The 17111-nt window shown below is 59.3% G+C and carries 10 protein-coding genes and 3 pseudogenes; 3 read left to right on the top strand and 10 right to left on the bottom strand.

Features of this window, described 5'->3' with window-relative positions:
- Positions 1-32: 32 nt before the first annotated feature.
- Positions 33-986 (top strand): hypothetical protein, encoded by a 954-nt coding sequence (locus tag BLT55_RS22915; RefSeq protein WP_074800942.1) that lies wholly within the window; start codon positions 33-35, stop codon positions 984-986.
- A 104-nt stretch (positions 987-1090) separates the two neighbouring features.
- Here BLT55_RS22915 and BLT55_RS22920 read toward each other — a convergent pair whose 3' ends face one another.
- Together BLT55_RS22920 and BLT55_RS22930 are read right to left on the bottom strand one after the other, a co-directional pair.
- On the bottom strand, positions 1091-1711 hold the full coding sequence (locus BLT55_RS22920; RefSeq protein WP_074800944.1) for a recombinase family protein: 621 nt from the start codon (positions 1709-1711) through the stop codon (positions 1091-1093).
- A 479-nt stretch (positions 1712-2190) separates the two neighbouring features.
- Positions 2191-2763, bottom strand: a complete 573-nt coding sequence (locus tag BLT55_RS22930; RefSeq protein ID WP_004666660.1) for a recombinase family protein — start codon at positions 2761-2763, stop codon at positions 2191-2193.
- 179 nt (positions 2764-2942) lie between these two features.
- Between BLT55_RS22930 and BLT55_RS22935 the strand changes: the two genes are divergently transcribed.
- Positions 2943-3194: an AbrB/MazE/SpoVT family DNA-binding domain-containing protein gene (locus BLT55_RS22935; protein ID WP_003108276.1), complete on the top strand. Its 252-nt coding sequence runs from the start codon at positions 2943-2945 to the stop codon at positions 3192-3194.
- Positions 3191-3586, top strand: a complete 396-nt coding sequence (locus BLT55_RS22940) for a type II toxin-antitoxin system VapC family toxin (protein WP_004666661.1) — start codon at positions 3191-3193, stop codon at positions 3584-3586. Before BLT55_RS22935 ends, BLT55_RS22940 begins: the two co-directional genes overlap by 4 nt.
- Positions 3587-3746: 160 nt before the next feature.
- On the opposite strand, the gene BLT55_RS22950 is transcribed toward BLT55_RS22940, so the two are convergent.
- From BLT55_RS22950 to BLT55_RS22985, 8 genes and pseudogenes are all read right to left on the bottom strand, one after another.
- Positions 3747-4124: a hypothetical protein gene (locus BLT55_RS22950; protein ID WP_004666662.1), complete on the bottom strand. Its 378-nt coding sequence runs from the start codon at positions 4122-4124 to the stop codon at positions 3747-3749.
- 305 nt (positions 4125-4429) lie between these two features.
- Entirely contained in the window at positions 4430-5533 is a 1104-nt protein-coding gene (locus BLT55_RS22955; RefSeq protein WP_004663854.1) for an IS5-like element ISPsy19 family transposase, read from the bottom strand.
- 207 nt (positions 5534-5740) lie between these two features.
- On the bottom strand, positions 5741-6718 hold the full coding sequence (locus BLT55_RS22960; protein ID WP_007247761.1) for an IS5 family transposase: 978 nt from the start codon (positions 6716-6718) through the stop codon (positions 5741-5743).
- An 87-nt stretch (positions 6719-6805) separates the two neighbouring features.
- Positions 6806-12976 (bottom strand): annotated as a pseudogene (locus BLT55_RS22965) (two-partner secretion domain-containing protein); the annotation flags it as partial.
- Between the two features lie 39 nt (positions 12977-13015).
- A complete protein-coding gene (locus tag BLT55_RS22970; RefSeq protein WP_054998913.1) occupies positions 13016-13549 on the bottom strand; it encodes a toxin-activating lysine-acyltransferase in 534 nt (177 codons plus the stop codon).
- A 9-nt stretch (positions 13550-13558) separates the two neighbouring features.
- Positions 13559-15333 (bottom strand): annotated as a pseudogene (locus tag BLT55_RS34910) (ShlB/FhaC/HecB family hemolysin secretion/activation protein).
- Between the two features lie 331 nt (positions 15334-15664).
- A complete protein-coding gene (locus tag BLT55_RS22980; RefSeq protein ID WP_054998914.1) occupies positions 15665-16396 on the bottom strand; it encodes a hypothetical protein in 732 nt (243 codons plus the stop codon).
- Positions 16397-16521: 125 nt separating this feature from the next.
- Positions 16522-16934 (bottom strand): annotated as a pseudogene (locus BLT55_RS22985) (type II toxin-antitoxin system HicB family antitoxin).
- Positions 16935-17111: the final 177 nt, after the last annotated feature.

Here is a 17111-nt window from a genome sequence, read left to right on the forward strand (position 1 = left end):
TATCTGGGGGCAACAGCTGGGTTTTAGAATAAATCAGCGTCTCCCTAGGTCTGAACTCGCATGACTCAGCCCATGAGTGGCAGGTCGTATTTTCAACCGATAGAAAGCAACTCGGCGCCTATCTTCTTGCACGCTATCTTGATGGTCGAGAAGTGAGCGAGTCACACGCACAATCACTTGCAGAGGCTAGTGAAACGCTGAAGGATACACGTGACGCGCTCTCTTTCGGTCGTGGCAATGTTGATGCGGATCTAGAGCTAACGCAAGGCGAAAGTGGACAGCGTGTCGCCGCCAGCCGTGTCGTAAATCAACGTTTGAAGGAAAGCGGCGCCAAACTCGGGACCTCGCATACGGTGGCAATGGCCGAATTGGTGAAAGCAGGCTTATGCTCCGAACACGGCGATGTTGCTGTCCATCGCCATATCCCCAAGTTGAAAACCGGTGAACAGATCCACAAGATCGCAGCCCCTCGCTCCGACCACGGATGGGCTGAACTACGCAGACCAGGCTCACCCAAAGAGAACGCTATCGTCATTGATGCTTGGGCGGAAGGCGGCCCCATCCTTGCTGAGGATGGAAGCTATACCCACCGTCACATTAGCGATGATGCGCGCGTGTCCAGATATGCTTACGGACCTGCTCTGGGACGGCGCGCATTGGCCAGCTTGGAAAAGAGTAGGGCACAGCTGAGCAATATTGCCGTTAGTGTAGAGAGCGCCCGTTCTGAACTGTCTGATAATGGCTACTGGCCTGAATCCGAGCGCATTTGGTCACCGGAGCCGGTCATTGAGAGCGGTTTCGCACAACGTGTCCAAGCGCAGTGCGAGGATAGTAAAAATGCTGAAAGAAACTGGAGCGCCGCGATGAGAATAGCCAGGCAATTAGGGTCTCCTGAAGAGACTCTAGAGAAAAATGCTCGGTCGCTTCTGGAGCTCGCATCCGATTTAAGGCAAGTCCCGCAGAATGCCAAGCGGCCCAACGTTTGACAATGACCAGACTAGGTGAAGATAGCCTCGTCCAGAGCCGGTGGGCTTTTTCAAAAGCGGGCTGGGTGCTTCGTGACGATGAGTAGGTCAGTGCCCTTAACCGACTAACGTTGCGCCAGCTCGTCGCGGACCTTCATGACGGTCGTAGTTGAACACGCAGCGTGCCTCGCTACTGCGCGGATCCCGAGACCTGCAGCCAGCAGCTCACGCACTCGGTTACGCAGTTCTGCGTCTGCGGGTCTGCCTTTGTAGACGCCTGAAGCTTTTGCCTTCTCAATCCCTTGTGCCTGGCGCAGTCTTCTTTGTTGATAGTCCTTCCTGGCGATGGCGGCCATCATATCGATCATCATGTAGTTGATGGCCGCCAGCATGCGGTCGGTGAACTCGTCCCCCGACTGGGCCGTCATGCCTTGATGACTGGTAGGCAGATCCACAGAGACGATCCGTATGCCTCGGTTATCGATTGCTGTTTTAAGGGATCGCCAAGCCTGGTCATCCATCCGCGACAGCCGATCGATGCTTTCCACCAGCAGCACGTCACCTCGGCGAGCATCTTTGAGTAGTCGAATTAATTCCGGGCGGTCGGCATGGCTGCCACTGGCATTTTCCATGTAGCACGATGCGATGGCCTTGCCGTAGCCGGAGACAAACGTTTCCAAATAATCGCGCGCTCGACTTGCGTCCTGGTCATCGGTCGATGCTCGAAGGTATTCACGAAGGAACATCAGTAGATTCGTCTCATTTTGGGTGTAGAGGTCCGGGGATCAATGGAACAGGGAAGTCAGTTAAGGCCTGTGCCTGTCCGTAAACCCGCATGCCGCCTGGCCGGTACGATAAAACCACCGTTTTGTGAAACTACTTCTGCGAGCACCAGGGAAGGTAATAACACCCCGAAAATCGGTTCGATAAACTCGTTCAGCAAATCAGAGTTCGCTAATCCCCACCACCTGAGGGGATTAGCGAACTCTAACCACGTCTTAAGGAGACGCTGATTTATTCTAAAACCCAGCTGTTGCCCCCAGATAAATCAAGGCCTCCAGAGCGTTGCAGGGACGAAAAATCGAATAAATCAGCGCCTCCTTAAGTGCGTTTACGGTTCCATTGCTCCCCGGACGCCTACAAGGCTTCCTGCTCGGCGTCCGACAGAATGGTCAATCGTTCGCTCTTGGCCGCCATTACAGTGCCGCTGCGCGTGAGGCGGTTGTCATTTTTGGAGATCTCGTGCGCTGGTGGATTGCAGAGCTGCATACAAGGCTGTTTTACTCACCTTGAGCCGTGTAGCGGCCTCCCGGACATTTAGCCCGTTGGCGATGTGTTTACGTGCCTGCTGCAACTTGTCGGCGGTGATGACTGGTTTGCGTCCGCCCTTGCGCCCGCGAGCGGCGGCGGCACTCAACCCGGCCTTGGTGCGCTCGCGAATCAGGTCGCGCTCGAACTGGCCCAGCGCGCCGAACACGTGGAAGATGAGCCGCCCGCCCGGCGTGGTGGTGTCGATGGCTTCCGTCAGCGAACGAAAGCCGACGCCTCGCGCTTCCAGCGCGCCTATCGTTTCGATCAGGTGCGGCATGGAGCGCCCAAGCCGGTCCAGCCGCCAGACGGCCAGCACGTCGCCGTTGCGCAGGTAGGCCAGCGCATCAGCCAAACCGGGGCGGTCAGCCTTGGCCCCGGAAGCCGTGTCCTCGAAAACGCGCTCGCAGCCTGCTTTGCGCAGCGCATCCGTCTGCAAAGCGGTGTCCTGTTCCGCCGTTGATACCCGCGCATAGCCGATCAGTGCCATTTGCCACCCATCTTGTCCGCTATTCCGTCCGTCTATTTTATTGTCCGAAAACCCGTTGCACAAGCAGTTTTCAGGACAGCGCCCGGCACGGCCGACTAACGATCGTTTGACGGACAGCACAAGTAAGGCTTTTTTGCATTACTATTGCGTCAACCCATGAGATTGCGAGGCACATCACCATGACCACATTGACCGTTACCGCACGTGGACAAGTGACGTTTCGGAAGGACGTACTGCAACACCTCGGCATTAGGCCAGGCGACAAGATCGAGCTTGACTTGCTGCCAGATGGTCGGGGAGTACTCAAGGCGGCACGGCCCGCAGGGACGATAGCCAGCTTTGTCGGCCTGCTCGCGGGTAAGACGCAGAAGGTTGCCACCATCGAAGAAATCAACGAGGCGGCTGCACAAGGATGGGCAGGCAAGCAATGAAGGTCGCAGTCGATACCAACGTCCTTGTGCGTGCTGTTGTGCGTGACGATCCCGCACAAGCGGACGTTGCCGCCGCAGTCTTGACCGATGCTGAGTTGATCGCGGTCGCGCTGCCGTGCCTATGCGAATTTGTTTGGGTGCTGATGCGCGTCTATGGCTTCCAGCAATCTGACGCGGCCGACGCGATCCGGGCGCTACTGGATGCCGCCAACGTGGAAGTGAACCGGCCCGCCGTGGAGGCCGGTTTGCTGGTGCTCGACGCAGGCGGTGACTTTGCCGATGGCGTCATTGCCTACGAAGGTAATTGGCTTGGTGGGGAAACCTTCGTTTCCTTCGATAAGAAGGCGGTGACACTTCTCTCTGTCCAAGGGCAATCAGCGCGTCTTTTGTGACGGACATGAGAATGAACGAATTTCGCCGACTGGCCACGAAGATCGACCAGCATATGAAACAGCTTGCCACCCAAGGTGTCAGTGAGGCCCATTCCATCATCAATCACATGATGGAGTACGTGCCTGACAACCGTGCAGCTGGGCCAGGTAGAGGGTCGGCTCACACGATCTTGCAAGGGATAGAAGCGTCCTCGTCGAAGCTATAGACGGCGCACAAACGGTGGTAGCCGTCGGCAACTACGGTGCGCTGGCCTTCCTGGCGCACCAGCAGCAGCGGTGACAGAGCGGTGCCGGACTGGATTTTTTTGAGGTCCCTTTCCACGTGTGCATTGCTCATTCCTAGCGGCGAGAGGCCGCTGGCGCGCAGGATGTCCTTGGCCTTGAAGGCCGACATGGGTGCCGCGTGCAGCTTACGCACCAGCTTGGCGCAGTGGGCGTCGTCATACAGCAGATTAAGATAGGACTGCGCAGCCGGATAATCATGTTCCTCCGGTTGAGCCAGCCAGGCGATTGTGTTCTTGTCGGTCTTGTCACCCATTAAAGTGCTCCCTCGTTGGTAGGTAGTGAACCACTGCTTCTTGATACGCCCAGAGTTCTGAACGACGCGAGCAACAAGGGTTGTGTTTCATAGAATAGGAATTTCGTTCCGGCGTTTCGGCCAACGGGAACTGATTACGACCCTGTGGCGACTCAGTTATTAGGCTCTGCACGAAAAGTAGCCGCTCATCGGTGATGCTGCGTTAAAAGCAGGCTCGTGCGCGAGCACGGTAGGGATTGTCATCTACAACCAGTAGATTCCGCTACCGTGCCTTTTTTGCCTTGCCTTAGAGGGTGTAGACAAAATCATGTAGTGAGTCGGCGCGCGAGTATTCGAGCCTCGGCCAACCAAACCCATGCCTCGCTTACCGCAAAAAGGCGATCATGATGCATGATCAGTCGCCGAGCTCTCTCATTCCAGGCATGAGTTCGCTCCACTACCCATCGCTTGGGCATGACCACAAATCCAGTCTGAACAGGCTCCACGGAAAATAGATCGCCTTGTTCAGAGTGCCATTGCCCTGTTCTTCTGTTATTCGGGCCACGGATCACTTGAACATCGATAGCGTGCAGTTGATGGGTGCGCTGTGCCCATTTTCCTGCGTACGCACTATCAACAAAAAGCGTGCTCAGTGACGGATATTTTTCCTTCGAGTACGCCACCGCATCATCCGCCGCGTCACGATCCTGCACGCTTGCAGCACTGATACTGACAGCCAGCAGCAGGCCCAATGTATCGACAATCAGACTTCGTTTACGCCCCTTCACTTTTTTGCCTGCGTCGTAGCCGCTGTCACCGCCTTGAGGAGAACTGCGGGTCGACTGTGAATCCAGGATCGCTGCTGACGGGCTGTCAGCGCGTTCTTCCCGCTCACGCCATTGAGCTCGCAAGCGATCATGCATTTGCTCGAACTTGCCTTGAGCGCTCCACCGGCGGAACGTTTTGTAGACATTGTCCCAATGAGGAAAATCGCGGGGTAGCATTCGCCATGAGCACCCCGTGCGTACGACATAGCAACAGGCTTCCAGCAACGTGCGCCGAGAGTGAAGCGGTGGCACTCCTCGTCCGCCCTGGCTTTCAAACAGGTCGGCGACCAGTGCCCACTCGGTATCTGTCAAGCAACTCGGATATAGCTGCTCCGGCAGTTGGCGGCGGTGGGTTTCATTGTAGCCATAGGCTTTATTAGGTTCAGGTGACTGAAAACTTCCCTTGGCCCGCTGCTTTACACGCGTAATCCCTGCCATTTTCAACGCTTTTGCAAAGGTGTCGGGATGCGCAGTGATACCGGTTTCGGCGAAGAATACGAGCGCCAATTCGGCCTGGCTGGAATAGGGCTGTGCATGAGCGAGTTTCACCAGCACGGGATAGTGCTCGGCGGCAATCGAGCGAGGACGTCCGGTTTTAGGCATGGCTTGAGGGCTATTCAGACAAGGGAGTGAAAGTTTAATTTATTTTGTCTACACCCTCTTAGGGAGACGCTGAACAATTAACCCGTTCGCACCGTCCCCATTTCCAAGCCGGTTTTTTTCAACCTGCCGGCCTTATTTTACGTTTCTCGAGCAGATTTCTGCCCTCATTTTGCTGAAAGGCGGGCCAGTCCCGCCTTTCAGACGGATTTATCCTGCCGTCTGTTGTAAATACCGCTTGGCCAGCATCAGATTGGCCAACCCAAACAAACTGAACAACTGCGCTGTATTCTTTTCCAGCCCACGGTAGCGAACCTTGCGATGATTGAAGCGCACCTTGATTACCTGGAAGGGGTGCTCGACCTTGGCACGCAGTTGCGCCTTGGCATATTCAATTTTGCGCTTGACCCGATACAGCACGCTGCCTTCGCCGTGCTGCTTGTAACTGCTTGGCCGTTCTGCAATCGACCAGATAACGTCCCGTTCAGCATGCTCCGGTCGCTTGGCCGCACCGGTGTATCCAGCGTCACCCGAAACATAGGTTTCGTCACCGTGAAGCAACTGGCCAACCTGGGTGACATCCGCCACGTTAGCGGCCGTCCCTACTACGCTGTGCACCAGCCCCGACGTGGCGTCTACACCAATGTGGGCCTTCATCCCAAAGTGCCATTGATTGCCTTTCCTGGCCTGATGCATCTCAGGATCACGCTTGCCTTCTCGGTTCTTGACCGAGGGCGGCGCGGCGATCAGAGTAGCGTCGACGATAGTGCCTTCCTTGAGCAGCAGCCCCCGGCTGGCCAGATGCTGGTTAATCGTTTCAAACAGCAGCCGGGTTAGCTGATGGACTTCCAGCAAGCGGCGAAAACGCAGCAAGGTGGTGGCATCCGGTGCAGACTCGCGACCCAGGTCGATACCCATAAAACCGCGGATGGCCTGGCTGTCGTAGACGGCATCTTCGCAACCTTCATCGGAGAAACCGAAACACTGCTGCACGACGTACATGCGCAACATGCGCGACACCCCTATCGCAGGGCGTCCGCGCTTGCCTGCGGTGTTGCTATAAAACGGCGCCACTTGCGCCTCCAGCAGGGCCCAGGGCACCAACTGTTCAAGGTCAGCCAGGAAGCGATCTCGGCGAGTCTGCTTTTTCTTGCCGGTATATTCGAGTTCGGAGAAGGTCTTCTGCACGCGCGTAACGCTCACGGAGAGGGAGGCTGTTGAAGGAACTTAGTGTGCCAAGGGTGGGGACAGTTGGCTATTTTTGCAGCGCCTCCCTAAGGTTTTCATACGTTTGTCATCGGTGCGATCTGATGCCACCTTCATACGCTGCGCTGTCTGTACTGCGCTGACTACAGGGTTGGTCAAGGTCAAGCTTACGCCCGACTGCTTAAAGCGTTGCTCCTGTTGCTGCGAACTGAGGTTGCGCGCTTCCAGGATATTGACCTCAGATGCCCTGATTGAAACATCGCCATAGGGCGCATTGACGTTACTGCCTACTTGGCGATATTGACCTCCGGCGCTAATCAGCACGTCGCCCTTGGTCGACCCCACCGTACTCGCCGCTGCGGTCTGGCGGGTAGTGAGGTCCTTGACGCTCTGCTGCTGCGTCCCGAGTGTGACCGCAATGCCGCCGCCGCTGAACAGGCCGCTTTTCTTCACCGACTTGTCGTGACGTTCGCTGCTGCTCTCGGTCGCGGCTTCGATGTTGATGTTGTTGTCAGCCGCCAGAACGGTCTGGTTGGTGGACACCACGTTGCTGCCGCTGACGTTGATGTCACGACCGGCCTGAACATAGGTTTGCTCGGCACTCAGCGTCGAGCCCTGCGCCTGGGTCTGGTTGACGGTGTCGCGTGTGGTGGTGGTCTTGCTGGAGAACAGGCCGTTCTTGCCTTTGAACTTGTGTGCTTCATCGGCGAACTGGGTGTTTTGTGCAGCCGTCAGGTTCACGTCGCGGCCGGCGTCGGCGATGATTGCGCCTTGCTGGCTGGTGACGCTCGCGCCCCGCGCGTTGAGGTCCTGCCCGGCGCTCAGGCGCACATCGCCCTGGCCTTGGACGGTTGAGCCGACTTCGGTCTGGCTTGCGTCCTTGCGCCAGTTGCTGCTGTTCCAGTTGACCGATTGCTGATGGGCTTCGCCAACCGTCGCCAGGTTGATGTTGTTGCCCGCCTGCAGCGACGTGCTGCCGCCCGTACCTGCGTTGACCACTTGGGCGCCGGTCAGGTTGAGGTCTTTGCCGGCGTTGACGTCCATGGTGCCGCCAGCGCCGCTGACGAACAGGCCGGCCACCCGTGACAGGTTGGTGCGCGTGCCCTGAGCGCTGCTGCTGTCGCGACTGCTGGACACGACGTTGACGTTTTGCCCGGCGTTGATGGCGAGGCTGTCTGTTGCGCCGATCAGGCCGCCGAGGTTGTCGAGGTTTTCCCGTGCCGTCAGCGAGACCTTGTCGGCCTGGATGCGGCCGCCGAGGTTTTCGATGTTCTGCGCGGTAATCGCCATCACGCTGCGCCCGGCCAGGCTGCCGCTGTTGACCAGATCGCCCGCGATGTTCAGGTTCAGGCGTTGCCCGGCAATCAGCGAGCCAGAGCCGTTGAGGTCGCTTTCCTGCACGCGCACGTAGACCTGCGGCACCAGCACGTTGCGGGTTTCGCCGCTGGCGAGGGTGACTTTTTTCTGCACCAGCCAGACGATGTCGCTGGTCAGTTGGGCCATCTGCTCGGGGGACAGTTCGACACCCGGCACCAGTTGCCACTGATTGGCGAGGGTGACGGCGTTATCGATCAGCGCCCGGTACTGCGCTTCGTCATTGGCATAGCCATCGAGGAAACGTCGGCCGGTGAGTTGCGCGACCTGTTCGCGAATAAGTTTCTGTTCATAGAAACCATCGCCAAGACGCTGCTGGGTCAGGGCAGGGTCGACTTGCAGGCGTTCCAGCATGTAATCCGAAGACAGCCAGGTGCGATAGCTGGCGAAACGCGGATCGGTTTCGATCAGGTAGTTGCTGGTGGTCTGTGGGTTGGTGGTGAACAGGCTGTTGTTTGGCAATTCTAGGGACGGACCGCCAGTGCGAATCTGCTCAGCCACGCCTTGGGCGTTCTGGGTCGTCTGCGCCGCAACCTGGACAATCGGTGCGACCTGAAAGGTTCGCGCCACGGGTGCGCTGACGGTGCCGGTGGCCGCGATCTGCTGGCCGACCGCCTGAGTGCCGCGCGCGCTGATCTGGGTGCCTGTGCCGCTGACTACCGAGTTTTGCGCGAAGACGGTCGGTTGCAGGGAGATTTCCTGAATCAACGGGGCAGGGGTGTAGGCTGCCGTGTTCGAGCCCTGCCGGTCGCGGCCCTTGCGCTGCATGCGGTAAAAGTTGGTGACGGTGCCGCTGTCGACGGTTGTGCGCTCGCCCGACAGTTCGGTGTTGGTCAGGCTGGTCACGTCGGCCTGCAACAGCCCACCGGCGATGATGTGACTCTTGTCGTTGAGCACATCGCCCGCGCTGATCTGCATCGTCCCGCCAGACAGGATCTGCGCCGGTGCCGAGGTGGCGATCTGGGTTTCGTTCACCACGCGGGTGTAGTCGTAGCGGTTCCAGTTGTCGCGCTGGCCCTCAGGGGTGACCAGGTAATTCACCTCGTCGTTGCGCAGCGAGATCTCGTTGGCTTGATAGCGGTTGGTCGAGCCAGTGAGCTGAAATTCCTGTTCCGGCGTGCGGCTGACTTCTACGTCGCGGGTGCTGAAGTGTTCGTTGGTGTTGCGCACGCTTTGTACGTTCAGCGACAGATTGCCGAGCGCTTCGACGGTCGCACTGGCGTTGGTCAGTAATTGAGCGCGGTCCTGAGCGGTGTCGAGAGCGCTGAGGGCGCCGCCGATGGCGAGGTCGCCGGCACTGAAGATCAGCGACTCCTCGCGGTTGTTCAAGGTGCCGGTGCCGATATTCAGCGACTCACGGGCTGCAATGGTCGCGGCGACGCCGTTTTCATCGAGGTTGTTCAATGTGCTGGTGGCTATCGCCAGTTGATCGCCATACAGGCGCGCGGTGCCCAGGTTGTTGAGCGTTGCGGCCTGCACGCGCACTTGCTGGCCATCGATCAGGCCCCGGTTAGTCAGCGTGTCAGCAATGTTCAGGCGAACCTGGCCCGCGCTGATTTCAGCGTTGGCACTGTTGTCGAGTGTCTGGGCATTGACCTGCAGCGCATTACCCGCCAGTAAACGCCCCGTGTTGTTGAGCGCCCCGGCGGTGTTCAGATCAACGTTATTGTTGGCCTGAATCTGCCCGCTCAGGTCCAGGCCGCTCTGCAAGCTGAAATTGAGGTCACCCAGGCTCAGCGCCCGACCTGTACCGCTGTAATACGCGGCGTTGAGCGACAACAGTTTGCCCGCAATCAGCGTACCGTCGAGGTTGTTCACCGACTGGCGACGCTGCGCAGTATCGCGGTCGCTGATCGTCAGGTCGCCGGTCGACGAGATCAGCCCGTTCTGGTTGTTCAGCGTCTGGCTGACGCCCAGCAGCAGGTTTTCATCGGTGCGCACGGCACCGCTCTGGTTGTCGAGGGTATTGACCGCCAGGTTCATGCTGCGGCCTTCAAGGCCTTGGTTGGTGCCTTGGGTGGCGCTGTTGTCGAGCGCGTCGGTGCTCAGGCTCAATGTGCCGGCACTGCGCACCAGACCGCCCTGATTGTTGAGTGTCTGACCTAGCACCAGCTCGACGTCGCCGAGGCTTTGCAATTGGCCGCCACGGTTGTCCAGTTGTGCGCCTTCGATGTGGACGGTTTTCTCACCAATGATCTGGCCACCGTCGGTGTTGCTCACATCGCTGGCGTTGAGCGACAGGTCGCCCTTGGCGCTCAGAAAGCCTGCACTGTTGTTGATGCTGGCGCTGCGGATGTCCACGGCATCCTGGCCGCTGATGCCTTTGGTGGTGCCCGATTGCAGGTTGTTCAGCGCCTGGCTGCCGGTGTCGATGACCAGCTTGCCGGTGGACTGAATCAGGCCCGCAGCGTTGCGCAATTCGCCGCTGCGCAGGTCGAGCGTGGCGCGCGCATCGAGTGTGCCGTCGCTGTTGTCGGCCAGATTGCCGTTGCTGTTCAGGTCCAGTGCCTGACCACTGATCACACCGCTGCGGTTATCCAGCCCCTGGGCTGAGACGTCGATGGCACCCTGGGCTTCCAGCCGCCCGCCAGTGTTGGTCAGCGCGCCGTTTGTCACGTTGATTGAGAGCCCGGATTGCACCGAGCCCAGCACACCATTGGTGTTGTTGAACTGCCCGGCGATGATCGCCATGCGCTGGGTCGACGCGAGCGTACCGCCGATGTTGTTCAACTGGCTGAACTGCGCTTGCAGCTCGCCACCGGCGCTGACCGTGCCTTGGGTATTTTCCAGACGGGCGCCGTTCAGTTGCGCGGTGCCGCTGGCCGCCAGTGTGCCGCCACTGTTGTCGATCAGATCATCGGCAGTGACAGTCAGCAGGCCGCCGTCAGTGGCGATGACTTTACCGCTCTGGTTGTTCAGCGTGCCGACATTGAGCGCCACAGTGCCTGGGCTGCTGACCTGGCCGCTCTGATTGTCGAATCGCTGGCTGGCGTTGATCTGCAACGGCTGAGCACCGGTTTGCAGAATGCGACCGCGCTGGTTGGACAGGTTGGTGGTGCCTAGGGTGATCTGCCGGCCTTGGGTCAGGCCATCATCGACCAGCACATCGGCGGCCTTGATCGACAGCGCGCCGTTGCTGGCAATGCTGCCTGTGTTGCCATCGAGCCGGTTGGCCTGGATATCCAGCGCACCTTGACCTGCGTGTTCAATGTTGCCGCCGCTGTTGTCGACGCGGTTGGCACGCAGGCGGGTGTTGTTGGCGTTGGAAGCAATGCGCCCGCTGCGGTTGTCGAGGGTCGCACTGGCGTTGATCAAGGTATCGGCAACGCCGGTCTGCACCAGTTCGCCGCCGACGTTGGACACGTCGCTGGCGTTCAGTTGCACGTTGTCGGCGTTGACGCTGGCGCTGTCGGTGCGCAGGGTTTTCGTCGCGCTGGCCGTGAGGGTCTGGCTGGCGTCGACCCGGCTGCTGCTGAGGTTGGCGTCGCCATTGCTGGCGGTCAGGGAGACATTACGCCCTTGAGTCTGGCTGCCGCTGAGGTCCAGATCATCGGCCTGAACGCTGAGATCGCCTGCCGCAAGGTTCTGACCCTGGGCCTTGACGCTGGTGGCGCGAACAGCCAGGTTGCCGCTGCTGCCCAGTTTGCCGTCCTCGCCTGCGCCCGCTGCCAGGCTTGAACCTTTGGTGCTGCGAATCGCCTTGGCGCTGATGCTGGTCTGATTCTGACTGGCGATGGTGCCGCTGTTATCGATATCGCCGGAGCTGGTGAGGTTCAGGTCACTTTTGGCGTACAGCGAGCCGCTGTTGTCGACGCTGGTGGCATTGATCCGGGTCGTTGTTGCGCTGCTGATTGCGCCCTGATTCTGCAATTTGCCATCTGCGCTGATGACCACTTCACCGGCCATGGCACCGATCTGCCCGGCGTTGCGCATGCCGACACCGGACTCGGTGCCCACCAGCATGATTTTCCCGGCGTACATGCCGCCCAGTTGCGGAACGTCGATCGCCACGGCAGGCTTGTCGCCCTCGGCTCCTGCCTGAGGCGCGGCCTGGGTGTTGTCGGCATTAACCTGATTGCGTCCGGCCGTGACCTTCAGATCGTTCGCCCAGATGCCCGCATTGACCTGCACCGTGCGGGCAATCAGGTCGGTGTAATCGGCGTCGCGGGTATCAAGGCCTTTGCCCTGAATAGTGATCGCGCCGCTGTTCACGGTGTAACCGGTGATGGCGCCGTTTTCCAGTTGCGCCTGGCCGGTGCTCAGGGTTGCGCGGTTGGCGTTGATGAAGCCGCAACCGTCACAGGTAATGCCGGCCGGGTTGGCGATCACCACCTGGGCGCGCTGCCCCGCGACTTCGACATAGCCCTGAAGCTGGCTGGGATTGCTGGCGTTGACTTCGTTGAGAATGACCCGCGCGTTGCCTTTGGCCATCGCCGCGTTGCCCTCGATCCAGCCACCCAGTTGCGTTTGGCTGTTGGCGCTGCTGTTGTTGAGGATCACGCCACGCTTGTCGACATCGAACTGGTTGTAGGTGTTGCGCGAAACCCCGGCGGCGCTCGGTGCCTGAATATTCACCTGTGGCGTGCCGTTGGCGCTTTGGATCACCGTCGGACGCTGACCCGCCGCAGCCGAAGGATCGGCCACGATGCCAGCTGCCCATGCTGGCACGACGCTCAAGGACACCAGCCCGATCGCGGTCATCAACGCAAAGCGCAGCGGCCCCAGCGTCGCGGTGCAACCCGGTGCGACGGCGGTGCGACTGGCGCGGGTGCCCGGCGCCTTGACCTGGCTGGCGACGTTCTCCGCCACCACCATCAAAAGACCGCGTGCCTTGTTGAAAACGATTCGGTACAGGTGCTTGTTCATAGCAATTCCATCTGCGGAGTCAGCCCGCGAAACCAGCGTTTATAAGGGGTCAGTTGACGGTGTAGTGGCGACCGGGTGAGCCGCAAACCAGGCCCTGGCCTGTTCAGGGATCACACCGATGCCCTGGAATGTCTTGATCCGCAGGCCTCGCTCTTCACCGCGGTGATAGAGCGCGCGCCCACATTTGTTGGCGAACAGTTGGCGGTGCAACACGCGCGACAGCGCTGCGCTGTGCCCGAACGGCGCTACCCAGTCGTTGAGCCAGATACGCTCGCCGCTGTTCCAGTCGGCCTCTTTCAACATCAGCGGCGACTGCTGCAGGTAGCGCCGCTCGGCCGCCTCATCGACGGTGAGCCAGGACAGGTAGCACACCGGTTTGCCGTCTTCGCTGCCGAGCACGAACTGGCGATGCTTGAGCGCGGGCAACAACAATGTCGGCAGGCTGTGCAGCGGCGCATCGCGATGCGCTTTGGAATGCATCCACAGCCACGTGACCGAGCCGAGCACTGCCGCCTCGTTCCACGGCTCGTCAATCAGGCCGGGTGCGGTGATGTCTAGCGTTTCGAAGCGCATGGCATGACCTCAGAAGGACCAGATGACGGTAAAGGCGCTGGTCACATTGGCGGTCTCGAAGCCATCCGGCTTCTTGAGCGGCGTGCCCACCGACCAGTCATAAGACAGCCCTTTGTAACCGCCGCGCACGCCGACCACGGCACCGGCCAGGCGCTTGCCGATCAGAAACTGGCTGGCCTGACCGCTGACTTCGCCATAGTCGACCCCGGTGTAAAGCTCCTGACCGGTCTGCCCCAGCGCGAGGCCGATTTCGTTGCGCAACGTCCAGCCGCGGTCCGCAGACAGGATGTTTTCCCCGTCAAACCCGCGCACGCTGTAGCGTCCGCCAATCGAGAAGCGGTCCTGAGGCACCAGCGGTGTACGGTTCCACTGCGAGCGCCAGCCGCCGATGTAGCGCAGGCGTTGATCGCTGAGGGTGAACGGCACTTGCAGCTGCGCGTCGGCGGTGATGATCTGCGAGCGCGAGGTCCCTGCGCCCGACGGCTCTTTCGGTGCCTGCAACGAGTCATGCGCGCCGGTGCCGCGCCGATAGGCGACCCCGAGGTCAAGAATCGAAGCACCGATGAATTCACGATGATCGAGGCCAAAATGCCAGCCCGCCATACGCCGATCCTGGTTGCCGATCTCGGTGTCATCGATGAAGTTTTCCGACGACCGTGTCCACACTCCGCCCCATGCCGTGGTCTTGCGCACCGCGTCGCGGTACAGCAGGCGTGACAAGCGCAAATCGTTGTTACGGCTCTCACCACGGTACTGGTAGGTCTGGGTAGCACCTGCGACTGACTGCTCGTAGTTGTACTCGCTGGTGGTGAATGCCAGTAACCGAAGGGCAGCGAGTAGTGGAACGTATTGCCATCCGAGCCGCGCCGCCCGGACTCGCCGCCGCCCAGGTCGTGGTTGAAGCTGGCGTAGAACAGATCGTTGAGCGAGAGCAGGTTGTCCAGAGACAACGACACGTTGCCCTGATATTTGCCAGTGGTCTTGCTGCCCGAGTTATCCACAGACAGGCTCACACGGGCCGGAAATTGCTGGCTCCACTTGATCACCACATCACTTTCGCCGGGTTTGGCATCCGCCGCACGGGCAGGCGTGATCTGAATGTCGGCCTCAGCGGTCGGCACGCGCTTGAAGTTCTCCAGTGCCTGCTCGATGTCACGCAGGTTGAGCAGATCGCCGGGGTTGGCCGGCATCGCATTCCACAGGTTGGCACGGCGGCTGGTGCCTTCCGCAAAACGAATCTCGCGAATGCGCCCCGGCACTATCGTCAGCACCAGAATCCCGCTGTTCAAATCCTGAGCTTCGGCGAGGACACGAGTGGTGACGTAGCCCGCCTCGATAATCGCGTTCTGCATACGCTTCATCGTCATGTTGATGCCCGCGCCACCCAGGCAACGGCCCACGGCAGGATCATCCTTGGGGTTGGCAGCCTTCAACGCCCACTGAAATTTCTCGGATGCCTCGCCAATCAGGCGAATGTCATTGATGGCAAAGCACGGCGCCTCTTTTGCAGGCAGACGCGTGCCACCCTCATCCAGCGTTGGTGCCTGAAGACGCACATCGGGCCGCGATTCCAATTGATCACGCAGCGCCCGCTCACGTTCCTGCTGGCGCAGCAACTCTTCTTCAGGCCCGGCCGCCTGGGCCGTAGCGGCCACCAAGAGTGTGCACATTGCCAACGCCGTCAGCGTGAGGTGTCTGGCATTCAATGACGACAAGCGAGTCACCTCCACAAAACGTCGAGCGGGGCTTGGCTTGAGCAGTGGGCAGCGTGCATCCGGGTGCATTTCACATCCTTGTGGGCAGAATCAGAGGCGCAATAAGTGCACCGCCTGGAACGGCAGTGACACTGAAGAAAGAGAAAAAAGTGAGTATTCGACGTGCAGAAAAAGAAATTTCCTACATGGCGTCGGAGAGTTCAGATAGCGGACCACGCCAAAAGTTTCGTGATGGGTACGCGACTTGATACAAAGTTCAAAAAATGTGACAACTTTCACACAGCCGGTAAGCAATATGAAACGTTCAGGGCCTCGGAATAGAGCGCTGAACGTCCAGAAACGCCGATATTGCGGGAGCATGCGGCCTGTTACCGGCAGGCTGCATACTCATCGCCTCGAATCAGCCCGCCGCTTTCTCCGCCGCTCGCGCAGCAAGCATGGCCGCTTCCGTTTCCTGAGTGTGCAGCACGCCTTTATAGGCAAGCTGATTAAAAAACATGCCATCGAATTGTTCTTTCGACGGCGTCGACGTCTTGGGAATAAACAACGCCCCGAGATCCAGCGAGCTGGCGAAGTTCTCCTTGGTCAGGTTGTAACGACCCAGATAACTGCCGCTCCAGGGCGAATCGGCATCGACCAGATCAATGGCCGTTTCCCGATAAGTAGCCGCTGCCGCTTTCAGCCCGCTGGATGCGTTCAGCAGCGTGTTCAACTGCTTGGTGTCCGCATCGCTCAACTCACCGGAACTGTTAGTCGCCTTCAAGTTGCCGTCAGCCTCGATCGTGAAGCCAAACTTCTTGTCGGCCAGATCCGGATAAACCGACGCCAGCGTCGACTTGAACGCGTCATACGACGTCTTCAACGCCTCCGTCGACGTCCTGTGCTGCGCCGCCATCTGCGGAAACTCAGGCGACTGAGAACGGCCTATCCAGGTCTCGAGCACCTCCATTGGCTCCGTCGTGGCAGGAACCTCAGTGCTTGGGTGATAGATGACAGCGGGCGTGTTGGCGGCAGCGTTCTTCAGCGCTTCTTTCTGCGCGTCCGTGAGCGGCTTCGGAGTGAGCGTCACGCCAGAATGGGGGAGGGTGATGGTTGGAGATGTATTGTTGCCGGGGGTGAGTGAGATAACCATTTCATCGATCCATGATTGCGGGGTGTAAAGAGGGTATCGACGGGGTTGGGGGGAGCTTTAGGCTGGTCACCAGTCAAGCTATTAGGCCTGCCATTTATGCAGGCCCGGTTACCGGGACGCAGAAATCAGATTCGTGATCCTTGCAAGACTTTAAGAGCGGCTGAGGCAAGGAAGGCTGAACGGCTTTTCTCTTCAGGATGGTGCTTTACATACTCATCGATCTTGGTCAGCAAATGACCCGGAAGCGTGATGTTCAGCTTTTCCGCTTTCCCCATGTATTTGGTGACGTCAATATCCACCAGCGCCCAAGTGCAGCCCTCAAAGTCAGGGTTTTGCGCATGCAGGGTAACTTTTTGTGCGATGGGAATCGGTGAACCGTCTTCTGCCAAAGTTTCGAGATGGCCTTCGATGGCTTCGCGAGCCATTGCCATGGCGTCATCAAGGTCATCACCGGCTGAAAAGCAGCCAGGAATATCTGGACCTCGACACCCCACGCGTGCTGCTCATCGCCGGGAAGAATCGCGACTGGATGTAGCAATGTCTTTCTCCTGGGACTGGTGTGGAATACCCCCGGCTCGCTAAAGCTGGGGTGCATTAATCTGGGCTTCGTCGGGTGTTCGAAGTGGTAGTGATTGTCCTTGCCTCATACCAGCCTCCGGCTTCAGTCCCTCCTGAGACGCGAATTGCAGTGGGCTACGATGGCACTTCGGCCGGT

This window comes from Pseudomonas cannabina, assembly GCF_900100365.1.
In the GTDB taxonomy this organism is placed as follows: Bacteria; Pseudomonadota; Gammaproteobacteria; order Pseudomonadales; family Pseudomonadaceae; genus Aquipseudomonas; species Aquipseudomonas cannabina.